The organism is Methyloceanibacter sp. (genome assembly GCF_035650995.1).
Classification (GTDB): domain Bacteria; phylum Pseudomonadota; class Alphaproteobacteria; order Rhizobiales; family Methyloligellaceae; genus Methyloceanibacter.
In genome coordinates this window covers 14,685-39,814 of record NZ_DASRGO010000052.1, presented here as the reverse complement: position 1 = coordinate 39,814, position 25,130 = coordinate 14,685, and the positions used below count along the sequence as shown (strand labels likewise).

General features: G+C 64.9%; 26 protein-coding genes. 13 read left to right on the top strand and 13 right to left on the bottom strand.

Going from position 1 to position 25,130, the window contains the following annotated elements:
* Positions 1–10: 10 nt before the first annotated feature.
* From VFB18_RS04865 to VFB18_RS04845, 5 genes are all read right to left on the bottom strand, one after another.
* Positions 11–412 (bottom strand): RidA family protein, encoded by a 402-nt coding sequence (locus VFB18_RS04865; protein ID WP_324971616.1) that lies wholly within the window; start codon positions 410–412, stop codon positions 11–13.
* On the bottom strand, positions 409–1,896 hold the full coding sequence (gene gatA, locus VFB18_RS04860) for an Asp-tRNA(Asn)/Glu-tRNA(Gln) amidotransferase subunit GatA (RefSeq protein WP_324971614.1): 1,488 nt from the start codon (positions 1,894–1,896) through the stop codon (positions 409–411). The genes VFB18_RS04865 and gatA overlap by 4 nt, the downstream gene beginning before the upstream one ends.
* Before the next feature lie 27 nt (positions 1,897–1,923).
* Positions 1,924–2,463: a hypothetical protein gene (locus VFB18_RS04855; protein ID WP_324971611.1), complete on the bottom strand. Its 540-nt coding sequence runs from the start codon at positions 2,461–2,463 to the stop codon at positions 1,924–1,926.
* 12 nt (positions 2,464–2,475) lie between these two features.
* Positions 2,476–2,763, bottom strand: a complete 288-nt coding sequence (gene gatC, locus VFB18_RS04850; protein WP_324971608.1) for an Asp-tRNA(Asn)/Glu-tRNA(Gln) amidotransferase subunit GatC — start codon at positions 2,761–2,763, stop codon at positions 2,476–2,478.
* A 129-nt stretch (positions 2,764–2,892) separates the two neighbouring features.
* Positions 2,893–3,594 carry a metal-dependent hydrolase gene (locus VFB18_RS04845; RefSeq protein ID WP_324971605.1) on the bottom strand — a complete coding sequence of 234 codons (702 nt, stop codon included), beginning with the start codon at positions 3,592–3,594 and terminating at the stop codon, positions 2,893–2,895.
* 26 nt (positions 3,595–3,620) lie between these two features.
* On the opposite strand from VFB18_RS04845, the gene ruvX reads away from it, so the two are divergent.
* Positions 3,621–4,103, top strand: coding sequence for a Holliday junction resolvase RuvX (ruvX, locus tag VFB18_RS04840; protein WP_414675646.1), 483 nt, complete (start codon positions 3,621–3,623; stop codon positions 4,101–4,103).
* Here ruvX and VFB18_RS04835 read toward each other — a convergent pair.
* Both VFB18_RS04835 and VFB18_RS04830 read right to left on the bottom strand, forming a co-directional pair.
* Entirely contained in the window at positions 4,077–4,658 is a 582-nt protein-coding gene (locus VFB18_RS04835; protein ID WP_324971602.1) for a disulfide bond formation protein B, read from the bottom strand. The two genes, ruvX and VFB18_RS04835, sit on opposite strands and share 27 nt — an antisense overlap.
* An 18-nt stretch (positions 4,659–4,676) precedes the next feature.
* Positions 4,677–4,832: a DUF5993 family protein gene (locus tag VFB18_RS04830; RefSeq protein WP_324971599.1), complete on the bottom strand. Its 156-nt coding sequence runs from the start codon at positions 4,830–4,832 to the stop codon at positions 4,677–4,679.
* A gap of 659 nt (positions 4,833–5,491) precedes the next feature.
* On the opposite strand from VFB18_RS04830, the gene VFB18_RS04825 reads away from it, so the two are divergent.
* The 4 genes from VFB18_RS04825 to dprA are packed head-to-tail and all read left to right on the top strand — an operon-like array spanning position 5,492 to position 9,552.
* Positions 5,492–6,448 (top strand): aspartate carbamoyltransferase catalytic subunit, encoded by a 957-nt coding sequence (locus VFB18_RS04825; RefSeq protein ID WP_324971597.1) that lies wholly within the window; start codon positions 5,492–5,494, stop codon positions 6,446–6,448.
* 5 nt (positions 6,449–6,453) lie between these two features.
* On the top strand, positions 6,454–7,776 hold the full coding sequence (locus tag VFB18_RS04820; RefSeq protein ID WP_324971596.1) for a dihydroorotase: 1,323 nt from the start codon (positions 6,454–6,456) through the stop codon (positions 7,774–7,776).
* A 29-nt stretch (positions 7,777–7,805) separates the two neighbouring features.
* Entirely contained in the window at positions 7,806–8,420 is a 615-nt protein-coding gene (plsY, locus tag VFB18_RS04815; protein WP_324971594.1) for a glycerol-3-phosphate 1-O-acyltransferase PlsY, read from the top strand.
* Complete coding sequence (gene dprA, locus VFB18_RS04810) at positions 8,401–9,552, top strand: DNA-processing protein DprA (protein ID WP_324971590.1); 1,152 nt, start codon at positions 8,401–8,403, stop codon at positions 9,550–9,552. The genes plsY and dprA overlap by 20 nt, the downstream gene beginning before the upstream one ends.
* On the opposite strand, the gene VFB18_RS04805 is transcribed toward dprA, so the two are convergent.
* Positions 9,549–9,770, bottom strand: a complete 222-nt coding sequence (locus VFB18_RS04805) for a hypothetical protein (protein ID WP_324971587.1) — start codon at positions 9,768–9,770, stop codon at positions 9,549–9,551. The two genes, dprA and VFB18_RS04805, sit on opposite strands and share 4 nt — an antisense overlap.
* A 267-nt stretch (positions 9,771–10,037) precedes the next feature.
* Between VFB18_RS04805 and topA the strand changes: the two genes are divergently transcribed.
* From topA to rpmG, 4 genes are read left to right on the top strand one after another with little or no spacing between them, the layout of a single operon-like run.
* Positions 10,038–12,635: a type I DNA topoisomerase gene (gene topA, locus VFB18_RS04800; RefSeq protein ID WP_324971584.1), complete on the top strand. Its 2,598-nt coding sequence runs from the start codon at positions 10,038–10,040 to the stop codon at positions 12,633–12,635.
* Complete coding sequence (rnr, locus tag VFB18_RS04795) at positions 12,581–14,938, top strand: ribonuclease R (protein WP_414675647.1); 2,358 nt, start codon at positions 12,581–12,583, stop codon at positions 14,936–14,938. The genes topA and rnr overlap by 55 nt, the downstream gene beginning before the upstream one ends.
* A gap of 29 nt (positions 14,939–14,967) precedes the next feature.
* Positions 14,968–15,456, top strand: coding sequence for a DUF983 domain-containing protein (locus tag VFB18_RS04790; protein WP_324971580.1), 489 nt, complete (start codon positions 14,968–14,970; stop codon positions 15,454–15,456).
* 57 nt (positions 15,457–15,513) lie between these two features.
* A complete protein-coding gene (gene rpmG / locus VFB18_RS04785) occupies positions 15,514–15,681 on the top strand; it encodes a 50S ribosomal protein L33 (RefSeq protein WP_324971577.1) in 168 nt (55 codons plus the stop codon).
* A 482-nt stretch (positions 15,682–16,163) separates the two neighbouring features.
* On the opposite strand, the gene VFB18_RS04780 is transcribed toward rpmG, so the two are convergent.
* From VFB18_RS04780 to VFB18_RS04770, 3 genes are all read right to left on the bottom strand, one after another.
* On the bottom strand, positions 16,164–17,537 hold the full coding sequence (locus tag VFB18_RS04780) for a PleD family two-component system response regulator (protein WP_324971573.1): 1,374 nt from the start codon (positions 17,535–17,537) through the stop codon (positions 16,164–16,166).
* Between the two features lie 15 nt (positions 17,538–17,552).
* Complete coding sequence (locus VFB18_RS04775) at positions 17,553–17,927, bottom strand: response regulator (protein WP_324971570.1); 375 nt, start codon at positions 17,925–17,927, stop codon at positions 17,553–17,555.
* 292 nt (positions 17,928–18,219) lie between these two features.
* Positions 18,220–19,092, bottom strand: a complete 873-nt coding sequence (locus VFB18_RS04770; RefSeq protein ID WP_324971567.1) for a cell envelope integrity EipB family protein — start codon at positions 19,090–19,092, stop codon at positions 18,220–18,222.
* 167 nt (positions 19,093–19,259) lie between these two features.
* Here VFB18_RS04770 and VFB18_RS04765 point away from each other — a divergent pair, with 167 nt between their 5' ends.
* The 3 genes from VFB18_RS04765 to VFB18_RS04755 are packed head-to-tail and all read left to right on the top strand — an operon-like array spanning position 19,260 to position 21,728.
* On the top strand, positions 19,260–19,775 hold the full coding sequence (locus VFB18_RS04765) for a RidA family protein (RefSeq protein ID WP_324971564.1): 516 nt from the start codon (positions 19,260–19,262) through the stop codon (positions 19,773–19,775).
* A 21-nt stretch (positions 19,776–19,796) separates the two neighbouring features.
* On the top strand, positions 19,797–20,540 hold the full coding sequence (locus VFB18_RS04760; protein WP_324971561.1) for a glycerophosphodiester phosphodiesterase family protein: 744 nt from the start codon (positions 19,797–19,799) through the stop codon (positions 20,538–20,540).
* A 3-nt stretch (positions 20,541–20,543) separates the two neighbouring features.
* Positions 20,544–21,728 carry a GNAT family N-acetyltransferase gene (locus tag VFB18_RS04755; RefSeq protein ID WP_324971558.1) on the top strand — a complete coding sequence of 395 codons (1,185 nt, stop codon included), beginning with the start codon at positions 20,544–20,546 and terminating at the stop codon, positions 21,726–21,728.
* 7 nt (positions 21,729–21,735) lie between these two features.
* Here VFB18_RS04755 and VFB18_RS04750 read toward each other — a convergent pair whose 3' ends face one another.
* The gene (locus tag VFB18_RS04750; protein WP_324971555.1) at positions 21,736–21,939 is read right to left on the bottom strand and encodes a dodecin family protein; all 204 of its coding nucleotides are present in this window, start codon (positions 21,937–21,939) and stop codon (positions 21,736–21,738) included.
* A gap of 164 nt (positions 21,940–22,103) precedes the next feature.
* Between VFB18_RS04750 and VFB18_RS04745 the strand changes: the two genes are divergently transcribed.
* Complete coding sequence (locus VFB18_RS04745) at positions 22,104–22,526, top strand: HIT family protein (protein ID WP_324971552.1); 423 nt, start codon at positions 22,104–22,106, stop codon at positions 22,524–22,526.
* Positions 22,527–22,647: 121 nt separating this feature from the next.
* Here VFB18_RS04745 and clpA read toward each other — a convergent pair whose 3' ends face one another.
* Positions 22,648–25,125, bottom strand: a complete 2,478-nt coding sequence (gene clpA, locus VFB18_RS04740; RefSeq protein WP_324971549.1) for an ATP-dependent Clp protease ATP-binding subunit ClpA — start codon at positions 25,123–25,125, stop codon at positions 22,648–22,650.
* Between the last annotated feature and the right edge of the window lie 5 nt (positions 25,126–25,130).

Below are 25,130 nucleotides of genomic sequence, written 5' to 3'. Positions count from 1 at the left end.
TTTCGATCCTCTAGCCGGGTATGACCGCATCGGCCTCGATCTCGACCAGATAGTCCGGGTTCACGAAGGCCGAGACCTGAAGCGTCGAGTTGGCGGGACGGATGTCGCCGAAGAATTCGCCGTGGACGCGGCCGACCGCCTCGAAGTGAGCCATATCGACGAGATACACGCGCGTGCGAACCACGTCCTTGAGGCTCGCGCCGGCCTCGGCGAGCGCCTTCCCAATCGTCTCGAGAATGGCCCGGGTCTGCGCCGCAGGGTCACCTTTGGCGACGGGCTTGCCGCTCGAGCCGGCCGTAGTCCCCGCGACGGCGACGATATTGCCGACGCGAACGGCGCGGGAGAAGCCGACGATCGGCTCGTAAGGACTGCCCGAGGAGATCAGACGTCGCTTGCTCGCTGCATCATTCATGCCGCTTTGCTCCACCAATCGTTGGGCTTCATCATCGGTCCCGCTGCCTCCTCGATCACGCGCGCGGTCCGGAACAAGGTCTCCTCGTCGAACGGCCTGCCGATGAGCTGAAGCCCGAGCGGCGTCCCCTCCGATGAAAGCCCCGCAGGCACGCTCATGCCCGGCAACCCGGCCATGTTCACCGTCACGGTGAAAATGTCGTTCAGATACATCTCGACCGGATCGCCCGACTTCTCGCCGAGAGCGAAGGCCGGTCCCGGCGTCGTCGGCGTGAGGATCGCATCGACATGGCCGAAGGCGCGCTCGAAGTCGCGTTTGATCAGGGTCCGCACCTTCTGCGCCTTGAGATAATAGGCATCGTAATAACCCGCCGACAGCACGTAAGTGCCGATCAGGATGCGGCGTTTCACCTCTGCGCCAAAGCCCGCGCGGCGCGTGTTCTCGTACATCGAGATCACGTCTGAACCCGGCTCGCGCAAGCCGTAGCGCACGCCGTCATAGCGGGCGAGGTTCGACGACGCCTCGGCCGGCGCGACGATATAATAGGAGGGCAGCGCGTATTTGGTGTGCGGCAGGCTCACCTCTTTGATCTCCGCGCCCGCCTCCTTGAGCCAGGCGACACCCTTCTGCCACAACGCCTCGATCTCCTTGGGCATGCCGGGTATGCGATATTCCTTGGGAATGCCAATGGTGAGCCCCTTGACGCCGCGCCCGACCGCCGCCTCGTAATCAGGCACGGGAAGATCGACGCTCGTCGTGTCCTTTGGATCGTGGCTCGCCATGACGCCGAGCAGGATCGCCGCGTCGTTGACGGTGCGGGCAAACGGGCCCGCCTGGTCGAGCGAGGAGGCGAAGGCGACGATCCCCCAGCGCGAGCAGCGCCCGTAAGTCGGCTTGATGCCGACGGTGCCGGTCAACGCCGCCGGCTGGCGAATCGAACCTCCGGTATCGGTTCCCGTCGCGCCCATGCACAGCCGTGCCGCGACCGCCGCCGAGGAGCCTCCGGAGGATCCGCCCGGCACCAGCTTGGCGTTCGATCCCTTGCGCTGCCACGGGCTGACCACCGGGCCGTAATAGCTCGTCTCGTTCGACGAGCCCATGGCGAACTCGTCGTTGTTGAGCTTGCCGAGCATCACCGCCCCTTGCGCCCACAGATTGGCGGTGACCGTCGATTCGTAGGTCGGCGTGAAGCCGTCGAGAATGTGCGAGCAGGCGGTGGTGCGCACGCCCTTGGTGCAGAAGAGATCCTTGACGCCGAGCGGGATGCCTTCGAGCGCGCCGCCCTCCCCGCGCGCAAGCCGCGCGTCGCTCGCCTCGGCCATGACGAGCGCCTTCTCCGGCGTCACCAGGACATAGGCGTTGAGCGCCTCGTTGGCGGCCTCGATCGCGGCGAGATGGTCCAGGGCAAGCTCGCGCGCGGAGATTTCCTTCGCGCGAAGAAGGTCACGCGCTTCCGCCAGAGTGAGGTCTGTCAGCTTGGTCACGGTTCTTCCCGACAATTCCGCCAGCGCTTATTGTTTGACGTTTTCACAGCGGACATAGGTGTTGAAAGCATCGCTCGCCGGCTGAGTCTCGTCGGCGCCGTGAGCGGCCGACGATGCGGTCCCGCCACTGTTATCGGTTTGATCGTGGTCGAGTTCCGACGGAGCGATATCATCGCTCGGCACCGACGAATCGTCGGCCGTTTCGCTCGGCTCCTGCGTCAAGTCGGTCTCGCGCGTGACGCTGAGCTTGCCGCCCTCCCGCTCGGCGATGGCAAAGAGATCAGGGTAGATATAGCCCTGCTCGTCGCAGAAGGCAGTCGCGACCCAGCTCTTGGCGTCGTGCGGCGTGACGCTGAGGAAATCGCAACGCTGCAGATAGGTGGTCACGCCGGTCTTGGTCAGCACGTAGAAATCGAGGTCCGCCCCAAGCTCGGCGGGCGTCTTGCTGGCGAGCTTGGCGCAGCCCTCCTTGTTTGAGGCGAAGGTCCCATCGGGCAGCCCTTGGGCCAGAGCCGGCGACATCCCGACGAGCCAAACGGAGAGGACCCATGGTGCTCTGCGCTGCATGACACACCGCCCCTATTCGACGATCTTCGGCACGACGAAATAGTGGTCGTCCACCTTCGGCGCGTTCTTGACGATGTCGTCGGCACAGAAGCCGTCCGTCACCACGTCCTCGCGCATCTTCATGGTCATGGCGGCGACGCGGGTCATCGGCTCGACGGCGCTCGTGTCGAGCTCGTCGAGCTGGGCGACGAACTCGAGGATTCCGTTCAGTTCCTGCTCGAGCCGCGCCTCCTCCTCCTCCGAGATGGCGATGCGGGCGAGATGGGCGATGCGGCGGACGGTGGCGCGATCGACTGACATCTATGCCGTTGACGGTTATTTCACACGCTTTGTGGGGCCTGCTGTACCACCCGGCCCGTTGGGCGGCAACTTGGCTTGGGCGCCGTTGCCCCCCGGCCGCGGCCAGAACGAGTGTGCCCCCGTTTGCCTTCAGGCCTCGAACGGCACCCCGACTTTGGGCACGACCACACCCGTACCCTCCATCTCGGCCAGGAATTTGTCGGCGGTCTGATCGAGCGCCGGGAACGTCCCGTAATGGCAGGGCACGATGGTCTTGAACTTGAAGAAGCGCTTGCAGGCGAGCGCCGCCGTCTTGGCCCCCATGGTGTAGCGGTCTCCGATCGGCACGAAGCCGATGCTCGGGGCGTAGATCTCGTTGATCAGCGCCATGTCTGAGAAGATCGCCGTGTCCCCCATGTGGTAAATGGTCTTGCCCTCCCTGGTGGCAATGACGAGCCCGCAACAGGCGCCAAGATAGACCGGCCGCCCGTCAACCATATGCGAGGCCGAGTGCCAAGCCGGCACGAAGGAAAGATCGAAATCCTTGTGGTAGAGCGTGCCGCCGGTATTGCCGGGATCGACCTTGTCGACGCCCTGCCCGGCGAAATAGGTGGCAAGCTCGTGCACCGCAAGCAGCGGCGCGCCCGTGTCCTTGCATACCGCGGCCGTGTCGCCCGTGTGGTCCTCATGCCCATGGGTGAGCGCGACATGGGTCACACCCTTGATCGCCTGGTTGAGCGTAAGCCCCGAATTGGCAAAGGTCGGATTGAAGCTCAGGAAGGGATCGATCAGGATGCTCGACGATCCCGTATCGATACGGAAGCAGGAATGACCAAACCAGGTAATCTTCATCGTCTCACTTTCTCCGGACTGATTCAGTGACCTCCACGCCGGTCCGCATAGAGGAGCTTGGCGCCATGCTCGCGCCCGAGGCGAGGCTACTCGGTCTCGACGTTGGCACCAAGACCATCGGCCTTGCCCTGTCGGACGTCACGCGCAGCATCGCCACGCCCTATGAGACCATCAGGCGCACCAAGTTCACGAGCGACGCCAAGGCTCTTGCCGCCATTGTCGAGGAGATGGAGGTGGGAGGGCTGGTGATCGGCCTTCCCATCAATTTCGACGGCTCGGAGGGCCCGCGCGCGCAGTCGACCCGCGCCTTCGCCCGCAACCTCGCCAGACACATCGACCTGCCAATCGCCTTCTGGGACGAGCGGCTCTCAACCGCAGCCGTCGAGCGCCACCTCATCGAGGCCGACGCCACCCGCAAGCGGCGGGCCGAGGTCATCGACCGCATGGCGGCCGCCTACATTCTGCAAGGGGCGCTCGACCGGCTAAAGCGCGCCGGTGAGCATGGTTAGGCGCAAATTCTCGTTGAAGATGAGATAGCCGCCCGGATTTTCCGGGCAGAAGGTCGCGCCGCAAATCAAGAGTGTCGAGACGACATTGCCGACCGCGAGCAGAATGAAAGTCGCGATCGCGGTGACCGGCAGCGGGCGAAGCCGCGTCCATATTGCGTCGGCGCGCGAGAACTGCCGGTCATCGAGCAGCATGATCGCCGACCACAGGATCATCAGCACGAAGGCGATGAGGGCCCAGGTGTACAGATGCAGTCCGAAAATGGCATTGCCGTATGAGCCCGTGCCCGGAACGATGTGAAGGAGGATCTGGCGCACCGAGACCGCGGCACCGACCGCGGCGCCCAGGATGGTTATCCCGTAATGGCTGGGCTTCGGCCCGAAGATGATGTTCAGCGCAAGCCCGAAACCCGCCGCCGTGAATCCGGCCCTCTGCAAAATGCAGAGCGGACAGGGCAGATCGCTGAACCAGAGCTGATCGACGAAGGCAAGCGCGAGCACGGTGTCGACAGCCATCAGCGCCAAAGCATTGAGCAGCTTGGCTACGTCACCCGGCACTCCACGCTCCCACAGCGCTTAAAGCGCGATATTCAATACGTCGGTCATGTTCAAGCGGAACAGAACGAGCAGCACGACCAGACCCGCGACCCAGAAACCCATCGCCGCCGCGCGTTGCCTGAGCCAAGCCGCACCGAGACCGCAGGCAAAAAGGAGAAAGGGCAAGCTCATCATGGCGCCACCTCTGCGGGCCGGGCCTCCGCCGGCCTGCCGTCACACCAGATCGCAACTCACGAGAACGAATCACTGACTTGGCAAGGTATTGAAAATACTGGCCGTGGCAAGCCGGAACAATCAGGTCACTCCCCTCCGCCGCAAATGAACGAGGCCGCCGAGCGGCGGCCTCGCAGATTCGTTGCGGCTGGACGCCGCGGAAGGGATCGATCCTAGCAGAGCTTGCACCAGCAGCGCATCGGCCCGCAGAACCAGTGATAACCCGGAGGGCAGTGCCTTCCCCAGCCGTTACATGCGGTCTTCTCGATCGGAGAATAGTTCTTCGCCACGGACGGTAGGTTATACGTTCCGGCCTTCCACGACGCTGCGTCGGCATTCAAGGCAAGGCCTCCAGCCAACAGCACGGCTGCGGTGACACCAAGGGCAATCGCAAGCTTACGCATTTTGGCCTCCTAGATATTGGACATCCCGGGCGCACGGCGCGGCGGAATGGTGTTCAACAATAGCCGATGATTCGGCGCGACACCAACGCACGCGCGCCCCCGTCCCTACGCAGCCGCCGGGCACCCGCGAACAGTCGCCGGGGAGTCAACGGCTTCCCACATCCTGACCCGCGAAGCTTGCCGCCGGCGTTTATGGAGCCTATACAGTGCGCTTTGATGACAATCGCGGCCGACGCTTCCCACGCCTCCTTTCCTCACCGCCATCTTCTTGGAATCGAAGGCCTTTCGCGCGCCGAGATCGTCGCTCTCCTGGACCTCTCGGAAGAGGCCATCAAGCTCAGCCGCCAAATCGCCAAGAAGCGCGACGACTTGCGCGGCCGCACCCTCATCAACCTCTTCTTCGAAGCCTCGACCAGAACCCAAAGCTCCTTCGAGCTCGCGGGCAAGAGGCTCGGCGCCGACGTGATGAACATGTCGGTCGGAACCTCCTCGGTGCAGAAGGGCGAGACCCTGATCGATACGGCGGTGACCCTGAACGCGATGCGCCCTGACATCCTTGTGGTGCGCCACTATGCGGCGGGCGCGGTCGAGCTCCTCTCGCAAAAGGTCGATTGCTCCGTCATCAATGCGGGCGACGGGAGCCACGAGCATCCCACCCAAGCCCTGCTCGACGCGCTCACCATCCGCCGCCACAAGGGCCGCATCGAGGGCCTGATCGTCGCCATCTGCGGCGACATTCTCCATTCGCGCGTGGCGCGGTCCAATATCCTCTGCCTCAACGCGCTCGGCGCCCGCGTTCGCGTGGTGGCGCCCTCGACCCTCCTCGCCGCCGGCATCGAGCGGCTCGGCGTCGAGGTTTATACTTCGATGTTGGAAGGGTTGGCCGATGCCGACATCGTCATGATGCTCAGACTCCAGCGCGAGCGCATGACCTCGAGCCTTGTGCCCAGCCAGCGCGAGTACTTCCACTTCTTCGGCCTCGACTACGACAAGCTCGCCCGCGCCAAGCCCGATGCGCTCGTGATGCATCCCGGCCCCATGAATCGCGGCGTCGAGATCGACTCCAACGTGGCCGACGACGCCCGCAGCCTCATTCGCGAGCAGGTCGAGATGGGCGTCGCCGTGCGTATGGCGGTGCTCCAGGCGCTCGCTCGCCAGTTGCCGAACCGATGACGGCGATGCACGCTTCAAACCACGATCGGCAGACTCCCGTTGCGCTCGTCAATGCGCGGCTGATCGATCCTTCGACCGGCCTCGATCGCAAGGGAGGCCTTCTGATCAAGGACGGGGTCATCGCCGACCTCGGACCCGGCATCACGGCGGGGCACGCCGGCGACGCGGAGGTCATCGATTGCGCCGGCCGCGTGCTCGCCCCGGGCCTCATCGACATGATGGTGTTCGCGGGCGAGCCGGGCCTCGAGCACCGCGAGACGCTCGCGACGGCCAGCCGCGCCGCGGCGGCCGGAGGCGTCACCACCATCGTTTGCATGCCCAACACCGAGCCCGTCATCGACGACGTGGCGCTTGTCGATTTCATCTTGCGCCGCGCGCGCGATACCGCGCTCGTGCATGTGCACCCGATGGCCGCCATGACCAAGGGGCTGAAGGGCGAGGAAATGACCGAGATCGGGCTCCTGCACGAGGCCGGCGCCATCGCCTTCAGCAACGGCAAGGCGAGCCTCGCCAATTCCAAGGTGATGCGGAACGTGCTCGCCTACGCCAAGGATTTCGGGGCGCTTGTCGTGCATCATCTCGAGGACCCGACGCTCGCCCCCGAAGGGGTTATGAACGAGGGCGAGGTTGCAACCAGGCTCGGGCTTCGCGGCGCGCCGTGCGCGGCCGAGACCATCATGCTCGAGCGCGACATCCGTCTCGTCGAATTGACCGGCGGCCGCTACCACGCCGGGCAGATCTCCTGCCGCGCCTCGCTCGACATTGTGCGTTCAGCCAAGGAGAGAGGATTACCCGTCACCTGCGCGGTTTCGATCAACCACCTCACCCTCAACGAGAACGACATCGGCCCCTATCGCACGTTCTTCAAGATGAAGCCGCCGCTCAGGTCCGAGGAGGATCGCCGCGCCATGGTCGAGGGCGTGGCGAGCGGCGACATCGACGTGATCGTATCGGCCCACGACCCGCGCGGCGCGGAAGGAAAGCGCCGTCCCTTCGCCGAGGCGGCCGACGGCGCGGTCGGGCTCGAGACGCTGCTCGCCGCGGCGCTTCGCCTCTACCATAACGGCGAGGTCGAGCTCGATCGCCTGTTGCACGCTCTGAGCGCGGCGCCGGCAGCGCTGCTCGGCCTCGACAGTGGGCGGCTCGCCAAAGGGGCCCCCGCCGACCTCGTCCTGATCGATCTCACCACGCCATGGACGGTCGAACCGGAGACCTTGCGCTCGAAATCCAAGAACACCCCCTTCGACAGCGCGCGGCTCGAGGGCCATCCGCTTCTGACCTTCGTTGCGGGACGCCTCGTCTACAACTACGCTGACCAACAGCAATAGCGGCGGCCCACGAGTTTCAAGGGGTGGCGATGTCTTCTCCCGCTGATTGGGACGGCACTCTTCTCGCTTTGATGGCTCTCGCCTTGGGCTACCTCTTGGGCTCGATCCCGTTCGGCCTCATCCTCACGAGGCTCGCTGGCCTCGGCGATGTCCGCAAGATCGGCTCCGGCAATATCGGGGCGACCAATGTCCTGCGCGCGGGCTCCAAGAAGCTCGCCGCGCTGACGCTCTTCCTCGATGCTGCCAAGGGGACGGCCGCCGTGCTGCTCGCTTCGCACTGGGGCGAGACGCCGGCGCTCTTGGCCGGGCTCGGCGCCTTTCTCGGCCATCTCTTCCCCGTCTGGCTCGGCTTCCACGGCGGCAAAGGGGTCGCCACCTATATCGGTGTCCTACTCGGGCTTTACTGGCCGGCCGGCGTCGCCTTCTGCGCCGTCTGGCTGATTGTCGCCTTCGCCACGCGCTATTCCTCGCTCTCGGCGCTCACCGCAAGTGCCGCAAGCGTAGCCTTGCTCGCGGTCACCGCTCACTGGCCGCTTAGCGCGCTCTTCTTGCTGCTGACCGTGCTTCTCTTTATCCGCCATGCCGCCAACATCGGACGGCTGGCGAAGGGCGAGGAGGCGCGCATTGGCGAAAGCAGCCGCTAAGGCCCGGCGCCAAAGCGCGGCCGTCCGACTCGATCCGCGCCAGCGGATCGCCTGGCTCAGGCTGATCCGAAGCGAAAATGTCGGGCCGGCGACCTTCCGCGCGCTCGTCAACGAGTTCGGGGGCGCCGAGGCTGCCATCGACGCGCTTCCCATGCTGTCCCGCCGGGGCGGCGCGCAGGGTATCCGGCTCTACAGCGAAGACGAGGCCGAAGCCGAGCTTTCGTCGGCCGAGGCGCTCGGCGCGCAGCTTGTGGCCATGGGCGAGCCGGGCTACCCGCCCGCACTCGCCGCGATCGATGCGCCGCCTCCGCTCCTTTACGTCAAAGGCGACCTTGCTCTCGCCGGGCGCCCCATCGTTGCCCTCGTAGGTGCTCGCAACGGTTCGGCCGTCGGACAGAAATTCACGCGGAGCCTGGCAACGGATCTTGGGCTCGAGGGCTTCGTGATCGGCTCCGGGCTCGCTCGCGGCATCGACACGGCGGCGCATCTGGCCGCGCTCGAGCGCGGCACCATCGCCGTGCTTGCCGGCGGCATCGACAATGTCTACCCGCCCGAAAACGAGGATCTGCACCGGGCGATCGGCGAGCAGGGCCTCCTTCTCACCGAGCGCGCGCCAGGCTTCTCGCCGCGCGGCAAGGACTTTCCCCGCCGCAACCGGCTGATTTCGGGGATCTCGCTCGGCGTTGTCGTGATCGAGGCGGCCGAACGCTCGGGCTCCCTCATCACCGCGCGCTTTGCCGGCGAGCAGGGCCGCGAGGTCTTCGCCGTGCCGGGAAGCCCGCTCGATCCGCGCGCGGCAGGCACCAACAATCTCCTGAAGCAAGGCGCCGGCCTCGTCACCTGCGCCGCCGACATCGTCGAGGCGCTCACCCCGATCATCGGGCGCCCGCCGGCACCCAAGATCGAGCTTGCCTCTTCCGATGGCCACGCGCCCGCCCCTATCCCCGAGATCGGCGAGAGCGAGCGCGAGCGGATCATCGGCCTGCTCGGTCCAAGCCCGGTCGATATCGACGAGGTGATCCGGACCACCGGGCTCGAGGCCCGCAAGGTCCATATTGTGTTGCTGGAGCTCGACCTTGCCGGCCGGCTGCAGCGCCACGGCCGGCAGCTTGTTTCGCTGATCGAAGCCTAGGAGGGGCTCGCCTCGTCGGAGACGGCCTTCTCGTTGTTGGCCTCTTCCAGAGCGAGGTTGATAAGATAGGCGAGGAACTGTAGTTGGGCATTATGAGCCACCACCCTGAACCCCTCGAGCAGCGAAGCGATGTACTCGGCAGCCTCTTCGCGACTGAGTCTCTGGCCATCGCCAGAAGAATTTCCCCCGCCCGGAGGCTGGCTGCGGGCCCCGATCATCGCATCTCGCCTTGTTTCCCGCCGTTTGCTTAAGAAACCACGCGCCCTCCGAACGTCGTTATTCGGCAGGCCAGCATCCCAAACTCACATCCAACATTAACATCCTGAAGTTGTCCGTAGCTAGTCCATGCGACTATAAGTTGTCAACCAGGACTTGCTAAATTTGACACCGGGCCTTGAAGACACCATTTTCGGGCGGCTAACGAGGGGCCAATCGGGCCCGCCGCCCTCAGCCCGACGCGATTTGCGCGGCTAGGAAACGTCTTAATGAACATCGTCATCGTCGAATCGCCCGCTAAGGCCAAGACCGTCAACAAGTACCTCGGGCCCGGATACCGCGTCATCGCGTCCTACGGTCACGTGCGCGATCTTCCTTCCAAGAACGGCTCGGTCCTCCCCGACAACGACTTCGAGATGCATTGGGACGTCGAACCCAAGGCTCAGAAGCGCCTCGACGAGATCGCCAAGGCAGTCAAGGGGGCGAAGAAGCTGATCCTCGCCACCGACCCCGATCGCGAAGGTGAGGCCATCTCCTGGCACGTGCTCCAGGTCCTCGACCGCAAGAAGGCGCTCGCCGGCATTCCGGTCGAGCGCGTCGTGTTCAATGCCGTGACCAAGGAGGCGGTGCTCGACGCCATGCGCCACCCGCGCGCGATCGACGGCCCGCTGGTCAACGCCTATCTCGCCCGGCGCGCGCTTGATTACCTCGTAGGATTCACGCTTTCGCCGGTGCTGTGGCGGAAGCTTCCGGGCGCCCGGTCCGCCGGCCGCGTGCAGTCGGTGGCGCTCAGGCTCGTCTGCGACCGCGAGCTCGAGATCGAGCGGTTCAAGACGCAGGAATACTGGTCGATCATCGCGGAGCTCGCCAACGCCAAGAACGAGACCTTCGAGGCGAGACTCGCCTCGGTCGGCGGCAAGAAGCTCGAGAAGTTCGACATCGCCGACCAGGCCGCGGCCGAGCGACTCAAGGCCGCGCTCGAAGGCGGCCGTTTCACCGTCGCCAATATCGAGAGCAAAGCGCAGCGCAGGAACCCCGCGCCGCCCTTCACCACCTCGACGCTTCAGCAGGAGGCCTCGCGCAAGCTCGGCTTCTCGCCACGTCACACCATGCAGCTCGCCCAGCGGCTCTATGAGGGCATCGATCTCGGCGGCGAGGCGGAAGGCTTGATTACCTATATGCGAACCGACGGGGTGCAGATCGTGCCTGAGGCCATCGCCGCCATCCGCAGGCTCGTCACCAAGCTCTACGGCGAGCGTTACGTGCCTGGCTCGGCGCGCAACTACGAGACCAAGGCCAAGAACGCGCAAGAGGCCCACGAGGCGATCAGGCCGACCGACTTCAGCAAGGACCCCGACAAGGTCTCCCGCTATCTCGATGACGACGCGGCCAAGCTCTACAAGCTGATCTGGCAACGGACGCTCGCGAGCCAGGCCGCCAGCGCCGAGATCGAGCGCACCACCGCCGATATCGACGTGGCCGGGAAAGACGGCGCGGCCTACGGCGTGAGGGCGACGGGCTCCGTGGTCCGCTTCGATGGCTTCCTCAAGATTTACGAGGAAGGGATCGACGACGCGATTGGCGATGACGGGGCCCTGCCGCTTCTGACCAAGGGCGAGAGGCTCGATCCGCGCAAGATCGAGGCCAAGCAGCATTTCACCGAGCCGCCGCCCCGCTACAGCGAGGCGACCCTCATCAAGAAGATGGAGGAGCTCGGCATCGGCCGCCCCTCCACCTACGCCACTACGCTGAACGTGTTGCGCGACCGCGGCTATGTCCGCATCGAGAAGAAGCGCCTCCACCCCGAGGACAAGGGACGTCTCGTCACGGCCTTCCTCGAGAGCTTCTTCCGCCGCTATGTCGAGTACGACTTCACCGCCGATCTCGAGGAGAAACTCGACAAGATCTCGGCGGGCGAGCTCGAATGGAAGGACGTGTTGCGCGATTTCTGGCGCGAGTTCATCGGCGCCGTGAACGACATCGGCGATCTCAGGATCGCCGAGGTGCTCGAGGCGCTGAACGAGCTGCTTGGGCCGCACATCTTCCCCGAGCCGGCCGGCGGCGGAGACCCGCGTGCTTGCCCCTCCTGCGGGAACGGCCGCCTCAGCCTCAAGGTCGGCAAGTTCGGCGCCTTCATCGGCTGCTCGAATTATCCCGAGTGCCGCTACACCCGCACCCTTGCCGAGACCGGCGAGAAAGCGCCGCCTGCTGAGGCGAAGGTGCTCGGCACCGACCCCGAGACCGGCCTCGACGTGACCCTCCGCACCGGCCGCTTCGGCCCTTACGTGCAGCTCGGCGACGGCAACGGCAAAGAGAAGCCGAAGCGCGCCTCGATCCCGAAGGGCACCGAGCCCGACGGCATCGATCTCGAACGCGCGCTCGCTTTGCTTGCCTTGCCACGCGAGGTCGGCGTTCATCCCGAGACAGGCAAGCCCATCCTCGCGGGCTTCGGCCGCTACGGGCCCTTCGTGCAGCACGACGGCAAATATGCGAGCCTGTCGGGCCCCGATGAGGTGTTCGACGTCGGGCTCAACCGCGCGGTGAGCTTGCTTGCCGAGAAGGCCGCGAGCCGGAGGCCGCGCGCTTCGAGCGTCATCAAGGAGCTCGGCGAGCATCCGGAACTCGGCGGCAAGGTGCAGGTGCTATCGGGCCGCTACGGGCCTTACGTGAAGCACGGCAAGGTCAACGCCACGGTCCCCAAGGATATCGCGCCGGAGCAGGTGACGCTCGAACAGGCGGTCGCCCTGATCGCGGAGCGCAGCGCCAAGGGCCCCGCCAAGAAGGCGGCCAAGGGCGCTTCGGCGGGCAAGAAATCGGCCCGCAAGGGCAAGAGCGACAAGGAAGCGGTCGAGGAGACGGCGGGCTGAGGAGCCAAGTGACAAAGACCAAGGGGGCTCCGCGCAGCGCGATCGTGGGCAGACTACCGACCAAGCAAGAGATCCTGGATTTTCTCGAGAGCACGAGTGCCAAAGCCGGCAAGCGCGAGATTGCGCGCGCCTTCGGCGTCAAGGGCGGCGACCGCGTGGCGCTGAAGGAGCTTCTGCGCAGCATGGCCGATGACGGCCTGATCGCCGGCTCCCGCCGTAAGCTTACCAAGCCGGGCACCTTACCGCCGGTCACCGTGATCGAGATTGTGGCGCGTGACCGCGACGGCGAGTTCGTCGCCCGCCCCGCAAGTTGGGACGAGGAGCAAGGCCCTCCGCCCCGCATTCTCATGGTCGAGAGCAAGCGCGATACAGGCCCCGCCGCCGGGATCGGCGACCGCGTGCTCGCCCGCATCACCCCGCTCGGCGCCGACGCCGACTATCCCTATCAGGCGCGCACCATCAAGAAGCTCGCGCGCGCCACGCAGAGGATGCTTGGCATCTTCCGTTCGCTGCCCGGAGGCATCGGGGTAATCGACCCGATCGACCGCAAGCAGCTGAAGGAGTGGCCCGTCGCGCGCGGCAACACGAGCGATGCTAAGAGCGGCGAGCTGGTGCGCTTCGAGCTCGTGCGCGGCGGCCGCGCGGGCGTGCAGACGGCACGCATCACCGAGCGGCTCGGCAATCCCGAGGCGCAGCAGATGACGAGCCTCATTGCCGTCCACGCCCACGGCATCCCCGACACCTTTCCCGACACTGCCATCGCCGAAGCCGCCGTAGCCAAGGAGCCGGAGCTTGGGCGGCGGGAGGATCTGCGCCGTTTACCTCTCATCACCATTGACCCGTCCGATGCCCGCGACCATGACGACGCCGTCTTTGCCGAGGCCGATCCGGACCCCAAGAACAAGGGCGGTTGGGTGGTGATCGTCGCCATTGCCGATGTTTCGGCCTATGTCTGGCCCGGGAAGGCCCTCGACAAGGAAGCGCGCAAGCGCGGCAACTCGGTCTATTTCCCCGACCGCGTGGTGCCGATGCTGCCCGAGCGCATCTCGAACGACCTCTGCTCGCTCAAGGAAGGCGTGCCCCGCGCGTGTCTTGCGGTGCGCATGGTCTTCGACAAGGACGGACGCAAGCTCAAGCACCGCTTCTTCCGCGGGCTGATGCGCTCGGCGGCGAGCCTGAGCTACGAGCAGGCGCAAAATGCCATCGACGGCCGCGTCGACGAGGTGACCGGGCCGCTTCTCGACACGGTGCTCAGGCCCCTGTGGGGCGCCTATGCGAGCCTCACGCTCGCCCGCACCGAGCGCGCGCCGCTCGACCTCGACCTACCCGAGCGCAAGATCCTGCTCGACGACAAGGGCCGCGTCCGCGCGGTCGTCTCCCCTCCCCGCCTCGACGCGCATCGGCTGATCGAGGAGTTCATGATCGCCGCCAACGTCTCTGCCGCCGAGACGCTCGAGGCCAAGCGCTCGCCGCTCATCTATCGTGTTCACGACTCGCCTTCGAAAGAGAAGCTTGCCGCGCTCGGAGAGTTCCTGGCGACGATTGGATTCAAACTGCCGAAGTCCGGCACGCTCAAGCCCGCCCACTTCAACCGCATCCTCGCCGACACGCGCGCGACCCCGGTCGCCGAGCTGGTCGGCGAGGTCGTCCTGCGCAGCCAGGCTCAGGCGGAATATTCCCCGGGCAATTTCGGTCACTTCGGGCTCAATCTGCGCCGCTATGCGCATTTCACCTCCCCCATCCGCCGTTACGCCGATCTCATCGTGCACCGCGCGCTGGTGCGCGCACTTTCACTCGGCGACGGCGGCCTGACTGATACCGAAATGGAGGAGCTTGACGAGATCGCCCAGGCGATCTCCGACACGGAGCGGAGGGCGATGTCCGCCGAGCGCGAGACGGCCGACCGGCTGATCGCCGCCTATCTCGCCGACCGTATCGGTGCGAGCTTCCATGCCCGCGTCTCAGGCCTTACGCGCTCGGGCCTGTTCGTCAGGCTGATGGAGACCGGTGCCGACGGTTTCGTCCCCGCCTCCTCGATCGGCCACGAATACTTCTACCACGACGAAGTGCGTCAGGCTCTGGTCGGCGAGGATACCGGCCTCGGTTACCGGCTCGGCGATGCCGTCGAGGTCCGCCTGGTCGAGGCCATCCCGACCGCGGGCGCGCTCAGGTTCGAGATGCTGAGCGAGGGCCGCGCGCTCGGCGCGCGACCAAAAGGCGCCCGGCCGCACAGTGACAGGCCGCGGGGGCGCGGCTACAAGGGTAAGGCCAAAGGCCGCGGTTCCTTTAAGAAGCGCCGCTAAATCAATAGATAGGGTTCAGCAAGGACCGCATGATGCAAGAGAATGCTTTAGCTTCGCCCGTGTACCGCAACACCGAGAGCACCCCCGATCGGTCCGTGTTCGCGTCGATGCTGCGCGGCGCCAAGCTGAAATGCCCGGCCTGCGGGACGGGCGCGCTCTACCGTCGCTACCTGAAAGTCTCGGATGCCTGTCCGCATTGTGGCGAGGAGCTTCACCATCACCGCGCCGACGACGCCCCGCCCTACTTCACCATCGTCATCGTCGGCCACATCGTCGTCAGCCTTGTTCTGCTGGTTGAGATGACCTACCGCCCGCCGCTCTGGGTCCACGCCGCGCTGTGGACCCCGCTCACCCTCGTGCTTGCGCTCGGGCTCCTGCCCTCGATCAAAGGGGCGCTGGTCGGGCTGCAATGGGCGCTCCGCATGCATGGCTTCGATCCCGATGCCCGCGACGAGATCGTGCCGTTCGAAATCCCCGAGGATGATGCCGTCCGACCCGCGCACCTCACCCGCTCTTGACTTCAAATCTTGATCGGGTAGGTTTCGCGCCAATTCATTGGAGAGAGTTTTTCGCAGATGGCCAAGCCCGTCACCCAGAAGATCAAGCTCGTGAGCTCTGCCGGCACGGGCTATTACTATGTGACCAAGAAGAACCCGCGCAATCAGACCGAGAAGCTCGTGTTCAAGAAGTACGATCCGGTCGCGCGCAAGCACGTCGAGTTCAAGGAATCCAAGATCAAATAGCCTCCGCGGGCTGAAGCCCAGCGGGAGCCATGGCCCGGGGACGCCCGGCCGTGGGCGGGTAGCATTTCTTGGAATAGGTGGCCGGCCGAAACGCGGTGCTAACGAGGAGGCCACTCAACCGCGGTCCGGCCGGCCGAACCCTACGGACCCAGGAGATGCGGCGGACCTGAGCATTCCGCAGGGTTATCTCTGTCTCGAAGGAAACCGGTTTGCGAACACGCGGGCGCACGGCTTGCGCCAGCCCCCTCACCCCGATTGCCTCCACGCCCATCGTCGTTGGCGAACAGTTCACAGCATAAAACAGCCAATGACGGGACGAAATCAAGCTATTTTGTCGGCTTAATACGATAAAATGCTAGTCATTGTAAAGCCTTAAGGTTAAGCGCTCAGCCGGCACGTAAAGGCGTTTGGGCCCCTGTTCCAAGCGGTCGCGCCGCCCGGACTTGCCAAAGCGATTCGCTCTGCTGCTTCCGAGATGCGGTCTAGGCGGCGTCGGCCACGACGCGGTTGCGCCCATCGCGCTTGGCGCAATAGAGCGCCTGATCGGCACGCTTCAGAATAAGTTCGGGCGTATCGTCGGCGAATTCGAGCGCGGCGACGCCGACGCTCGCCGTCACCTCCAGCGTTCCGATCCTCTCCCCGGCGTAGAACGGAGCCGCGGCGATGCATTGCCGCAAGCGCTCGCCGACGAGGTAGGCCTTGGCGAGATCGGTGTCGGGCATCACCACGACGAACTCCTCCCCGCCCAGCCGGCAGGCAAGATCGATGCCCCGGATATTGCGGCGGACGCGCGCGGCAAATTCGCGCAACACGGAGTCGCCTGCGTCGTGACCGTAGCTGTCGTTGACCGCCTTGAAATAGTCGATGTCGAGCAAGAGCACCGAAAGCGGCTTGCCGCGCTGGGAAGACTCCTCGAACAGGGTCTTGAGGTGGCTCGTCATGTAGCGGCGGTTGTGCAGCGCCGTAAGCGGGTCGAGGACCGCCATCTCGACCGTCTCCTCGAGCCTGGCGCGCAAATGGTCGGTGAAGCGCTTGCGCTTCACCTGCGTGCGCACGCGGGCGAGCAGTTCGTTCGCATCGACCGGGCGCACGATGTAGTCGTTCACCCCCATGTCGAGACTACGCAACAGCCGGGTGTCGTCGCCGGGTTCGATGATGACCATGATCGGCAGATGCCGCGTGCGGTCGAGCGAACGGACCTGCGAGCAGAGCCGCAGGCCATCGGCGTGGTCGAGGCTCAAGCTTACGATCATCAGGTCGAAATTGCCGTCGGGTAGCCGCAGCAGCGCCCGGGCCGGGTCGGCCTCGCGCTCGACGTGATGCTCGGATCGAAGCGCCTCGATGATGCGTTCGGCCGAGCGGTCGCGGTCCTCGACGAGGAGGATACGTCCACCCCGCCCGAGCTGGTCAAGCCTGAGCCCCATGGTGGCGGCGAAGCCCATCTGCTCTTCCGTGCTGGCGCGCATCAGCATCTCGTCGGTCAGCATCTTGAGCCGTGCGAGATTCTTCACCCGCGTGACAAGCGCGATGTCGTCGACGGGCTTGGTGAGGAAATCGTCGGCCCCGGCCTCGAGCCCCTTCACGCGGTCGGCCGGCTGGTCGAGCGCGGTAATCATGATCACGGGGATATGCTGAGTGTGCGGCTCGGATTTCAGCCGCCGGCAGACTTCGAAGCCGTCCATGCCCGGCATCATCACGTCGAGCAGGATCACATCGGCGCGCTCGCGGGCGCAGATATGCAGCGCCTCCGCGCCGCTTCGAGCGGTACGCACCTCGAAATATTCGGCCGTCAGCCGCGCCTCGAGCAGCTTCACATTGGCGTCGAAATCGTCAACCACAAGCACGCGGGCGGTCATGACTTTATTACCGAATTACCGGGCCGCGCCGATGAATTGACGGACCGTATCGAGGAACATGGCGACCGAGATCGGCTTCGAGATATAGGCCTCGCAACCGCCCTCGCGGATGCGTTCCTCGTCGCCCTTCATGGCGAAGGCGGTGACGGCGACGACCGGGATGGAGCGGAGCTGGTCGTCCTCCTTCAGCCATTTGGTGACTTCGAGTCCCGACACTTCGGGAAGCTGGATGTCCATCAGGATGAGGTCGGGGCGATGCTCGCGCGCGAGCGCAAGCGCCTCCATGCCGTTCCGCGTCTGCAATGTCCGGTAGCCGTGCGCGTCGAGGAGGTCGTGGAAGAGCTTCATGTTGAGCTCGTTGTCCTCGACGATAAGGACGGTCTTGGTCATAGGCTTGGGCCCGGGCGATTCGGTTGGCCTATGATGGGCGAACTCAGGCCGATGTGCCATCGCGCTCGGGGCCGGTCGTACCCTCCAGAACATGGTGTTCGATCCCCACCTCAGCTTGCCGGCAGATTTCAACGTAAACCCGTAACCAAACTCTTTAGAGACGTGTCAAAGCCGTGAGGAAACGGGAAAATCCAGGCATGGCTAACGCCCAAACCGGGCTGCTGCCCTTGGCGGCGTTAACCAACTGATTGGGCTGCGAAGTTATGAAATTCGCGGCACATAACAGCGGCCTTCAGGGGGCCGGATGACACTCTGCCGTCTTCAGATATTCGAGCGAGGTAAGGGTGCCGTGGATGGAAAAGTCGCCGTAATCGATGAGAAGCTCGCGGCTCACGCCGTTGGCATAGAGGCGAAAATCGATCTGATAGCTGGGCACGAGATCGCCGCCCTTGGGCTCGAAATAGCCGATCGACACCGGCCACGAGGCAAGATCGCCAAGGCCCTTCTCCTTGGCGGCGGGCTCGAGCTTGTCGCTATCCGTGCCCGGCTTGATCATCTTGCCGATGAAGGCAGTCGTGTCATAGACCTTGCGGCCCTTTTCCGAGCCGTCGTAGATGCGCGCCTGGAACAGCGACTGTCCTGCGAGCGCGGCATCGATCAGCGCTAGGCTGTGTTGCGTGGGAAACAGGACCTGGGCCGGCAGATCGAGCTCGCCTGCGGCAGGCTGGCTGATCTTTACCTTCACGCCGGCATCGGGGCTTGCCCGGAACGCGCGGCCCATGGTCACATCGCCGAGCTTGTCATTCAGATATTGCGCCGACTGGAAGCGGAATTTCTGCCCGTCGCCCTGCTCCCAGGTCGAGGACCTCAAGTCGGTCATATTGGTCTGACCTTGGGTGTCGGTCATCTGCGTGACCATGCGCATATTGAGCGAATAACCGTCGCAGGGCGAACCCGTGAACTCGAACACCATGCGCCCGTCGATGCCGGTAATACCCGAGGCGGAGCGGGCGTCGTCGAGCGTCATCTCGTAGACCGCGCGATGGGCGACGAGCTTGACCGGCTCCTTGGCCGCAAGCGCTTCCGCCCTGGCGACGAGGCCGGCATCGAGGAGCATGGCCGCCACCATAAGAGCGAGCACCTTGCGACTGCCGTCCTCGACCATGTGACTCCTCACTTCCACACCCGCCACGCGCGCCAACGAGCCTAGACGCAAGAGGTTAGCCTCAAGTTGCCGGCCGGGGGCGCTCGACGCACAGCAACTTTTCGCACCATCCGCAGGCCCCGACAAGGGGCGTGGGCAACGCTTGCGGCGGAAGCCGATTTGCTCAAATGTCAGACACTTACGGCCTAAGACTGATGGGCGAGGATGCGGAGGAAATCATGGCAGGAGAAATCGAAGCACGGCTCAAGGCGCTTGACCTTGTCCTCCCCGAAGCCAAGCCCGCGCTTGGCAGCTATGTCCCCTTCCTTCATCTCGACCGTCTCCTCTTCATCTCCGGCCAACTCCCGATGAAGGACGGGAAACTCGCTTGCGCCGGCAGACTAGCCGGCGAGGCTGACCTCGCCAAGGGCCAGGAGGCGGCGCGGCTCTGCGCCCTCAACATCCTCTCCCAGGCGAAGGCGGCCTTGCGCGATCTCGACCGCATCGTCCAGCTTTTGCGCCTGAATGGATTCGTCAACGCGGCGCCCGAGTTTACCGACCACCCCAAAGTGCTGAACGGCGCATCTGACCTGCTCGTCGAGATCCTCGGCAACAAGGGACGGCACACCCGTATCGCTGTCGGTTGCTCGAGCCTGCCGCTCAACGCCTCGGTCGAGATCGATGCGATCTTCGCCGTGGACTGACGCCATGGGCGAACGGTACAGATGTCAGAGCTCTATTGGCTGAGGCGGCCGATCGCCCATCGCGGTCTGCACCATGCCTCGCGCGGCATCATCGAGAACAGCGCTTCGTCGATCGCCGCCGCCATGGGCAGGGGCTACGCCGTCGAGGTCGATCTGCAATGCGCGGCCGATCGCGTGCCGGTCGTCTTCCACGACGAAACGCTCGACCGGCTGACGCCTGAATCCGGGCCGGTCGCAGCACGCACCGCCGAGGCGCTCACGGCCATTCCCTTGCGGGGAAGCAAGGACCGCATTCTCTCGCTCCCGGCGCTGCTCGATCTCGTCAACGGGCACGTGCCGCTTCTGATCGAGGTGAAGAGCACCTGGACGCGCGAGGGCAAATACGAGGCGAATGTCGCGCTTCTGCTCGCGTCCTATCCGGGTCCCGTGGCGGTGATGTCGTTCGATCCCTACTGCGTCGCCGCCTTCAAGGAGATGGCGCCTGCCCTCCCCCGGGGGCTGATCTCCGAACGCTTCTCAGACCGCGACTATTGGCCCGATCTGACGCTCTGGCAGCGCTTTGCCATGCGCAACTTGCTTACCTCCGCCATCGCGCGGCCTCACTTCATCGCTTACGATATCAGGGCGCTGCCGGCGCTTGCCCCGTTCATCGCGCAGACCCTGTTCGGCCTGCCCCTCCTCACCTGGACCGTGCGCACGAAAGAGGAGCGCGAGCGTGCATTGCGCTATGCCGATGCCATGATTTTCGAAGGACTGACGCCTTAAGCCATGGGCGATATTGAGAAGCCGCGCGAGAGAAGCAGGACGCAACGCATCGTGTGGGTCGCGCCGCGTATCGCCGACGTGCCGCCTGCCTCGTGGGATGCTTGCGCGCGCGGCGGCAACCCGTTCATTTCGCACGCGTTTCTTGCAGCTCTCGAGGAAAGCGGCTCGGCTACGCGCAACACCGGATGGATGCCGCATCACCTGTTGCTCGAGGATGCGGCTGGCACCCTCCTCGGCGCGATGCCCTGCTACCTGAAATCGCATAGCCAAGGCGAGTACATCTTCGATCATGGTTGGGCCGATGCCTATGAGCGCGCCGGCGGCCGCTACTACCCGAAGCTCCAGGTCTCCGTCCCTTTTACGCCTGTTCCCGGCAACCGCATTCTGGTCCGCGCCGGGGAAAACGAGCGCGAGCGCAAGGCGCTGCTGCTCCAAGCGGCGGCCGAGATCACGGGCCGGATCGGTATCTCGGGGCTTCACATCACCTTCCTGACCCGCGAGGAATGGGCGCTTGCCGGCGAGCTTGGTTTCCTCAGACGCACCGATCAGCAATTCCATTGGCGGAACGAAGGCTACGCGAGTTTCGACGACTTCCTCGGAGCGCTCGCCTCACGCAAGCGCAAGGCGGTGCGAAGGGAACGGCGCGAGGCGCTTTCCGGCGGCATCGCCATCGAATGGGTGACGGGCAGCGACATCACCGAGGCCCATCTCGACGCCTTCTTCGAATTCTACATGGACACGGGCTCGCGCAAGTGGGGCTCGCCCTATCTCAACCGCCTGTGCTTCAGCCTGTTCCGCGAGAACATGGCCGACAGGATGCTGCTCGTATTGGCCAAGCGTGCCGGTCGCTATATTGCGGGAGCCCTCAACTTCATCGGCACCGACACGCTCTACGGCCGCTACTGGGGGGCGATCGAGGATCATCCCTTCCTGCATTTCGAGGTCTGCTACTATCAGGCGATCGACTTCGCGCTGGATCGCAAGCTCGCCCGCGTCGAGGCGGGCGCCCAAGGCGAGCACAAGCTCGCGCGCGGCTATTTGCCGGTGGAGACCTACAGCGCGCACTACATCGCCGACCCGGCGCTCCGCCGCGCGATCGCCGACTATCTTAGGCGCGAACGGCTTGCGGTTGCCCGCGAGATCGCAGTGCTCACCGACGCCGCGCCGTTCCGGCGCGACGGCGACTGAGCTGCCGTCAGCCTTCGAGGACGAAGGAGATCTTGCCGTTGATGCGGTATTTCTTGATCTTGCCGTTGTCGACCGTGGCCTCGAAATTCTCGATCCAGATCGAGCGCACGTTGCGCACCGTCTGATTGGCCTTGTTTATCGCGAACTGCGCGGCATCTTCCCAGCTCTTGTCTGACTCGGCCAGAACCTCGATCACCTTCAACATCGACATCGGGCATCTCCTCGATTGGGCAACACGGGTAGGCCGATCTGTTTAGGCTGGGGTGCCGGCCAAAGCCTTGATACGTGTCAAGACTCTCCGAGGGGCCAATTCTTCGGTTGACGTTGCCGCCGCGGCGAGTGGAAATCTTCAGACAAACGCGAGCGAGGAGCGCGATGGCATACGATCCGAACAATATCTTCGCCAAGATCCTGCGTGGCGAAATTCCCGCCCACAAACTCTACGAGGACGAAGACACGCTCGTCTTCCTCGACATCATGCCGCGCACCGAGGGCCACGCGCTTGTCGTCACCAAAGAGAAGGCATGCGATCTGTTCGATATCGAGCCGGAGGCGCTCGCCAAGCTGATAGCCGTGGTGCAGAAGCTCGCCCCCAAGATCAAGGAGGCGGTCGGCGCCGACGGCGTCCTGATCCAGCAGTTCAACGGCGAGGCCGCGGGCCAGACCGTGTTCCACCTGCATTTTCACATCGTACCGATCAGGCGAGGCGTGCCGGTGAAGCCGCACGCGGGCCAAATGGAAGATCAGGCCGTACTTGCCAAGACCGCCGAGAAGATCAGGAAGGTGTTGAAGGGTTGAGCCGCTTAGAAGATGGCCGTCATGCCCGGCCGTGAGCCGGGCATCCACGATTTGCGGACCAGCCATGGAAGCGTGGATGACCGGGACAAGCCCGGCCAGGACCGACTCGATATGAAGGTGACTACTTCGAGCCGAGCGGCACCTTGGGCACAAGGCTCGGGCCGGTGGCGCGCTGGCGCGCGCCGCGCGGGCGGCGCGCAGCTCGCTTGGCGCGTGGCTGAGGCCCATCGGCCTTCACGCCGCCTTTCGGTCCGCCGCCATCGGGTCCATCGCCCTCAGGATTGTCGTCCTCGGGATCACGCGGCTTGATCGGCGCGTCGGGCTTCAGATATTCGAAGCCGAGCATCTTCTCGCCGGCCTTGTCCTCGACCAGCACGCGCACGATGCCGCCATCCTTCAGCGCGCCGAACAGGATCTCCTCCGCCAGCGGCTTCTTGATGTTCTCCTGGATCACGCGCGAGAGCGGACGCGCGCCGAACTTCTCGTCGTAGCCCCGCTCGGCGAGCCATGTGTTGGCCTCGGGCGTGAGCTCGATGGTGATGTTGCGGTCGCCGAGCTGCGCCTCAAGCTGGAACACGAACTTCTCCACCACCTTCGAGATGATTTCGGGCGTGAGGCTAGCGAACGCGATCACCGCATCGAGCCGGTTCCTGAACTCCGGCGTGAACAGCCGGTTGATCGCCTCCTCGTCGTCGCCTTCGCGCTTGGAGCGATTGAAGCCGATCGCGGCCTTGGCGAGATCGGACGCCCCGGCGTTGGTGGTCATGATCAGGATCACGTTCTGGAAATCGACGCGCTTGCCGTTGTGGTCGGTCAGTTTGCCGTGGTCCATCACCTGCAGCAGGATGTTGAACAGGTCGGGATGCGCCTTCTCGATCTCGTCGAGCAGGAGCACGCAGTGCGGGTGCTGATCGACGCCGTCGGTCAATAGGCCGCCCTGATCGAAGCCGACATAGCCGGGCGGCGCGCCGATCAGCCGCGACACCGTGTGCCGCTCCATGTACTCGCTCATGTCGAAGCGGAGCAGCTCGACGCCGAGCAGCAAAGCGAGCTGGCGCGCGACCTCGGTCTTGCCGACGCCGGTGGGGCCGGAAAACATATAGCAGCCGATCGGTTTGCCGGGCTCCCTTAATCCCGCGCGCGACAGCTTGATCGCGGCGGCGAGCGCCTCGATCGCCCTGTCCTGGCCGAACACGACCCGCTTCAGGTCCTGATCGATCGCCCGCAGCACCTCGGCGTCGGACTTCGACACCGTCTTCGGCGGAATGCGCGCCATGGTGGCGATGGTCGACTCGACCTCCTTGACGCCGATCGTCTTGCGCCGCTGCCGCTCGGGCAGCAGCATCTGCGAGGCGCCGGTCTCGTCAATCACATCGATCGCCTTGTCGGGCAGCTTGCGGTCGTGGATGTACTTGGCCGACAGCTCGACCGCCGACTTGATCGCCTGGTTCGTGTAGCGCACGCGGTGGAAGTCCTCGAAATAGGGCTTAAGACCCTTGAGGATCTCGATCGCGTCGGGCACCGACGGCTCGTTCACGTCGATCTTCTGGAATCTCCGGACGAGCGCGCGGTCCTTCTCGAAATGCTGGCGATACTCCTTGTAGGTGGTCGAGCCGATGCAGCGGAGCGTTCCCGACTGAAGCGCGGGCTTCAGCAGGTTCGAGGCATCCATCGCCCCGCCGGAGGTGGCGCCGGCGCCGATCACCGTGTGAATCTCGTCGATGAACATGATGGCGCCGGGATAGGCCTCGATCTCGCGCATCACCGCCTTGAGCCGCTCCTCGAAATCGCCGCGGTATCTCGTTCCGGCGAGCAGCGCGCCCATGTCGAGCTGGAAAATGGTTGAATCCGAGAGCACCTCGGGCACGTCGCCCATCACGATGCGGCGCGCGAGGCCCTCGGCGATCGCCGTCTTGCCGACACCCGGGTCGCCCACGAACAGCGGGTTGTTCTTTTGGCGGCGGCACAGCACCTGGATGGTGCGTTGAATCTCGGAGCTCCGCCCGATCAGAGGATCGATGCGGCCCGCGCGCGCCTTCTGGTTCAGGTTGATGCAGTACACCTCGAGCGCGTCGGCGCCGCGCTTCTTGTCGTCGCCGCCCTCGACCGTTGCCGCGTCCTCATCCACGCCGCGCACCGGCCGCGGCTCGGACATGCCCGCCCGCTTGGCGATGCCGTGGCTGATATAGTTGACCGCGTCGAAGCGGGTCATGTGCTGCTCTTGCAGGAAGAAGGCGGCATGGCTCTCGCGCTCGGCGAAAATGGCCACGAGCACGTTGGCGCCGGTCACCTCCTCCCGGCCCGAGGACTGCACATGCGCCACGGCGCGATGGATGACGCGCTGGAAGCCGGCCGTCGGCTGAGCGTCGCCGTGCGTATCGAGCACGAGGCCGGAGAGCTCGTTGTCGAGATAGGAGGTAAGCTTGTCGCGAAGCACGTCGAGGTCCACGTCGCAGGCGCGCATCACCGCCGCCGCGTCGCGGTCGTCGAGCAAAGAGAGGAGCAGATGCTCCAGCGTTGCGTATTCATGGCTGCGCTCGTTGGCATATTGCAGAGCGCGCCTAAGAGCCTGCTCCAGACTGGTCGAAAACGAAGCCACCTAAG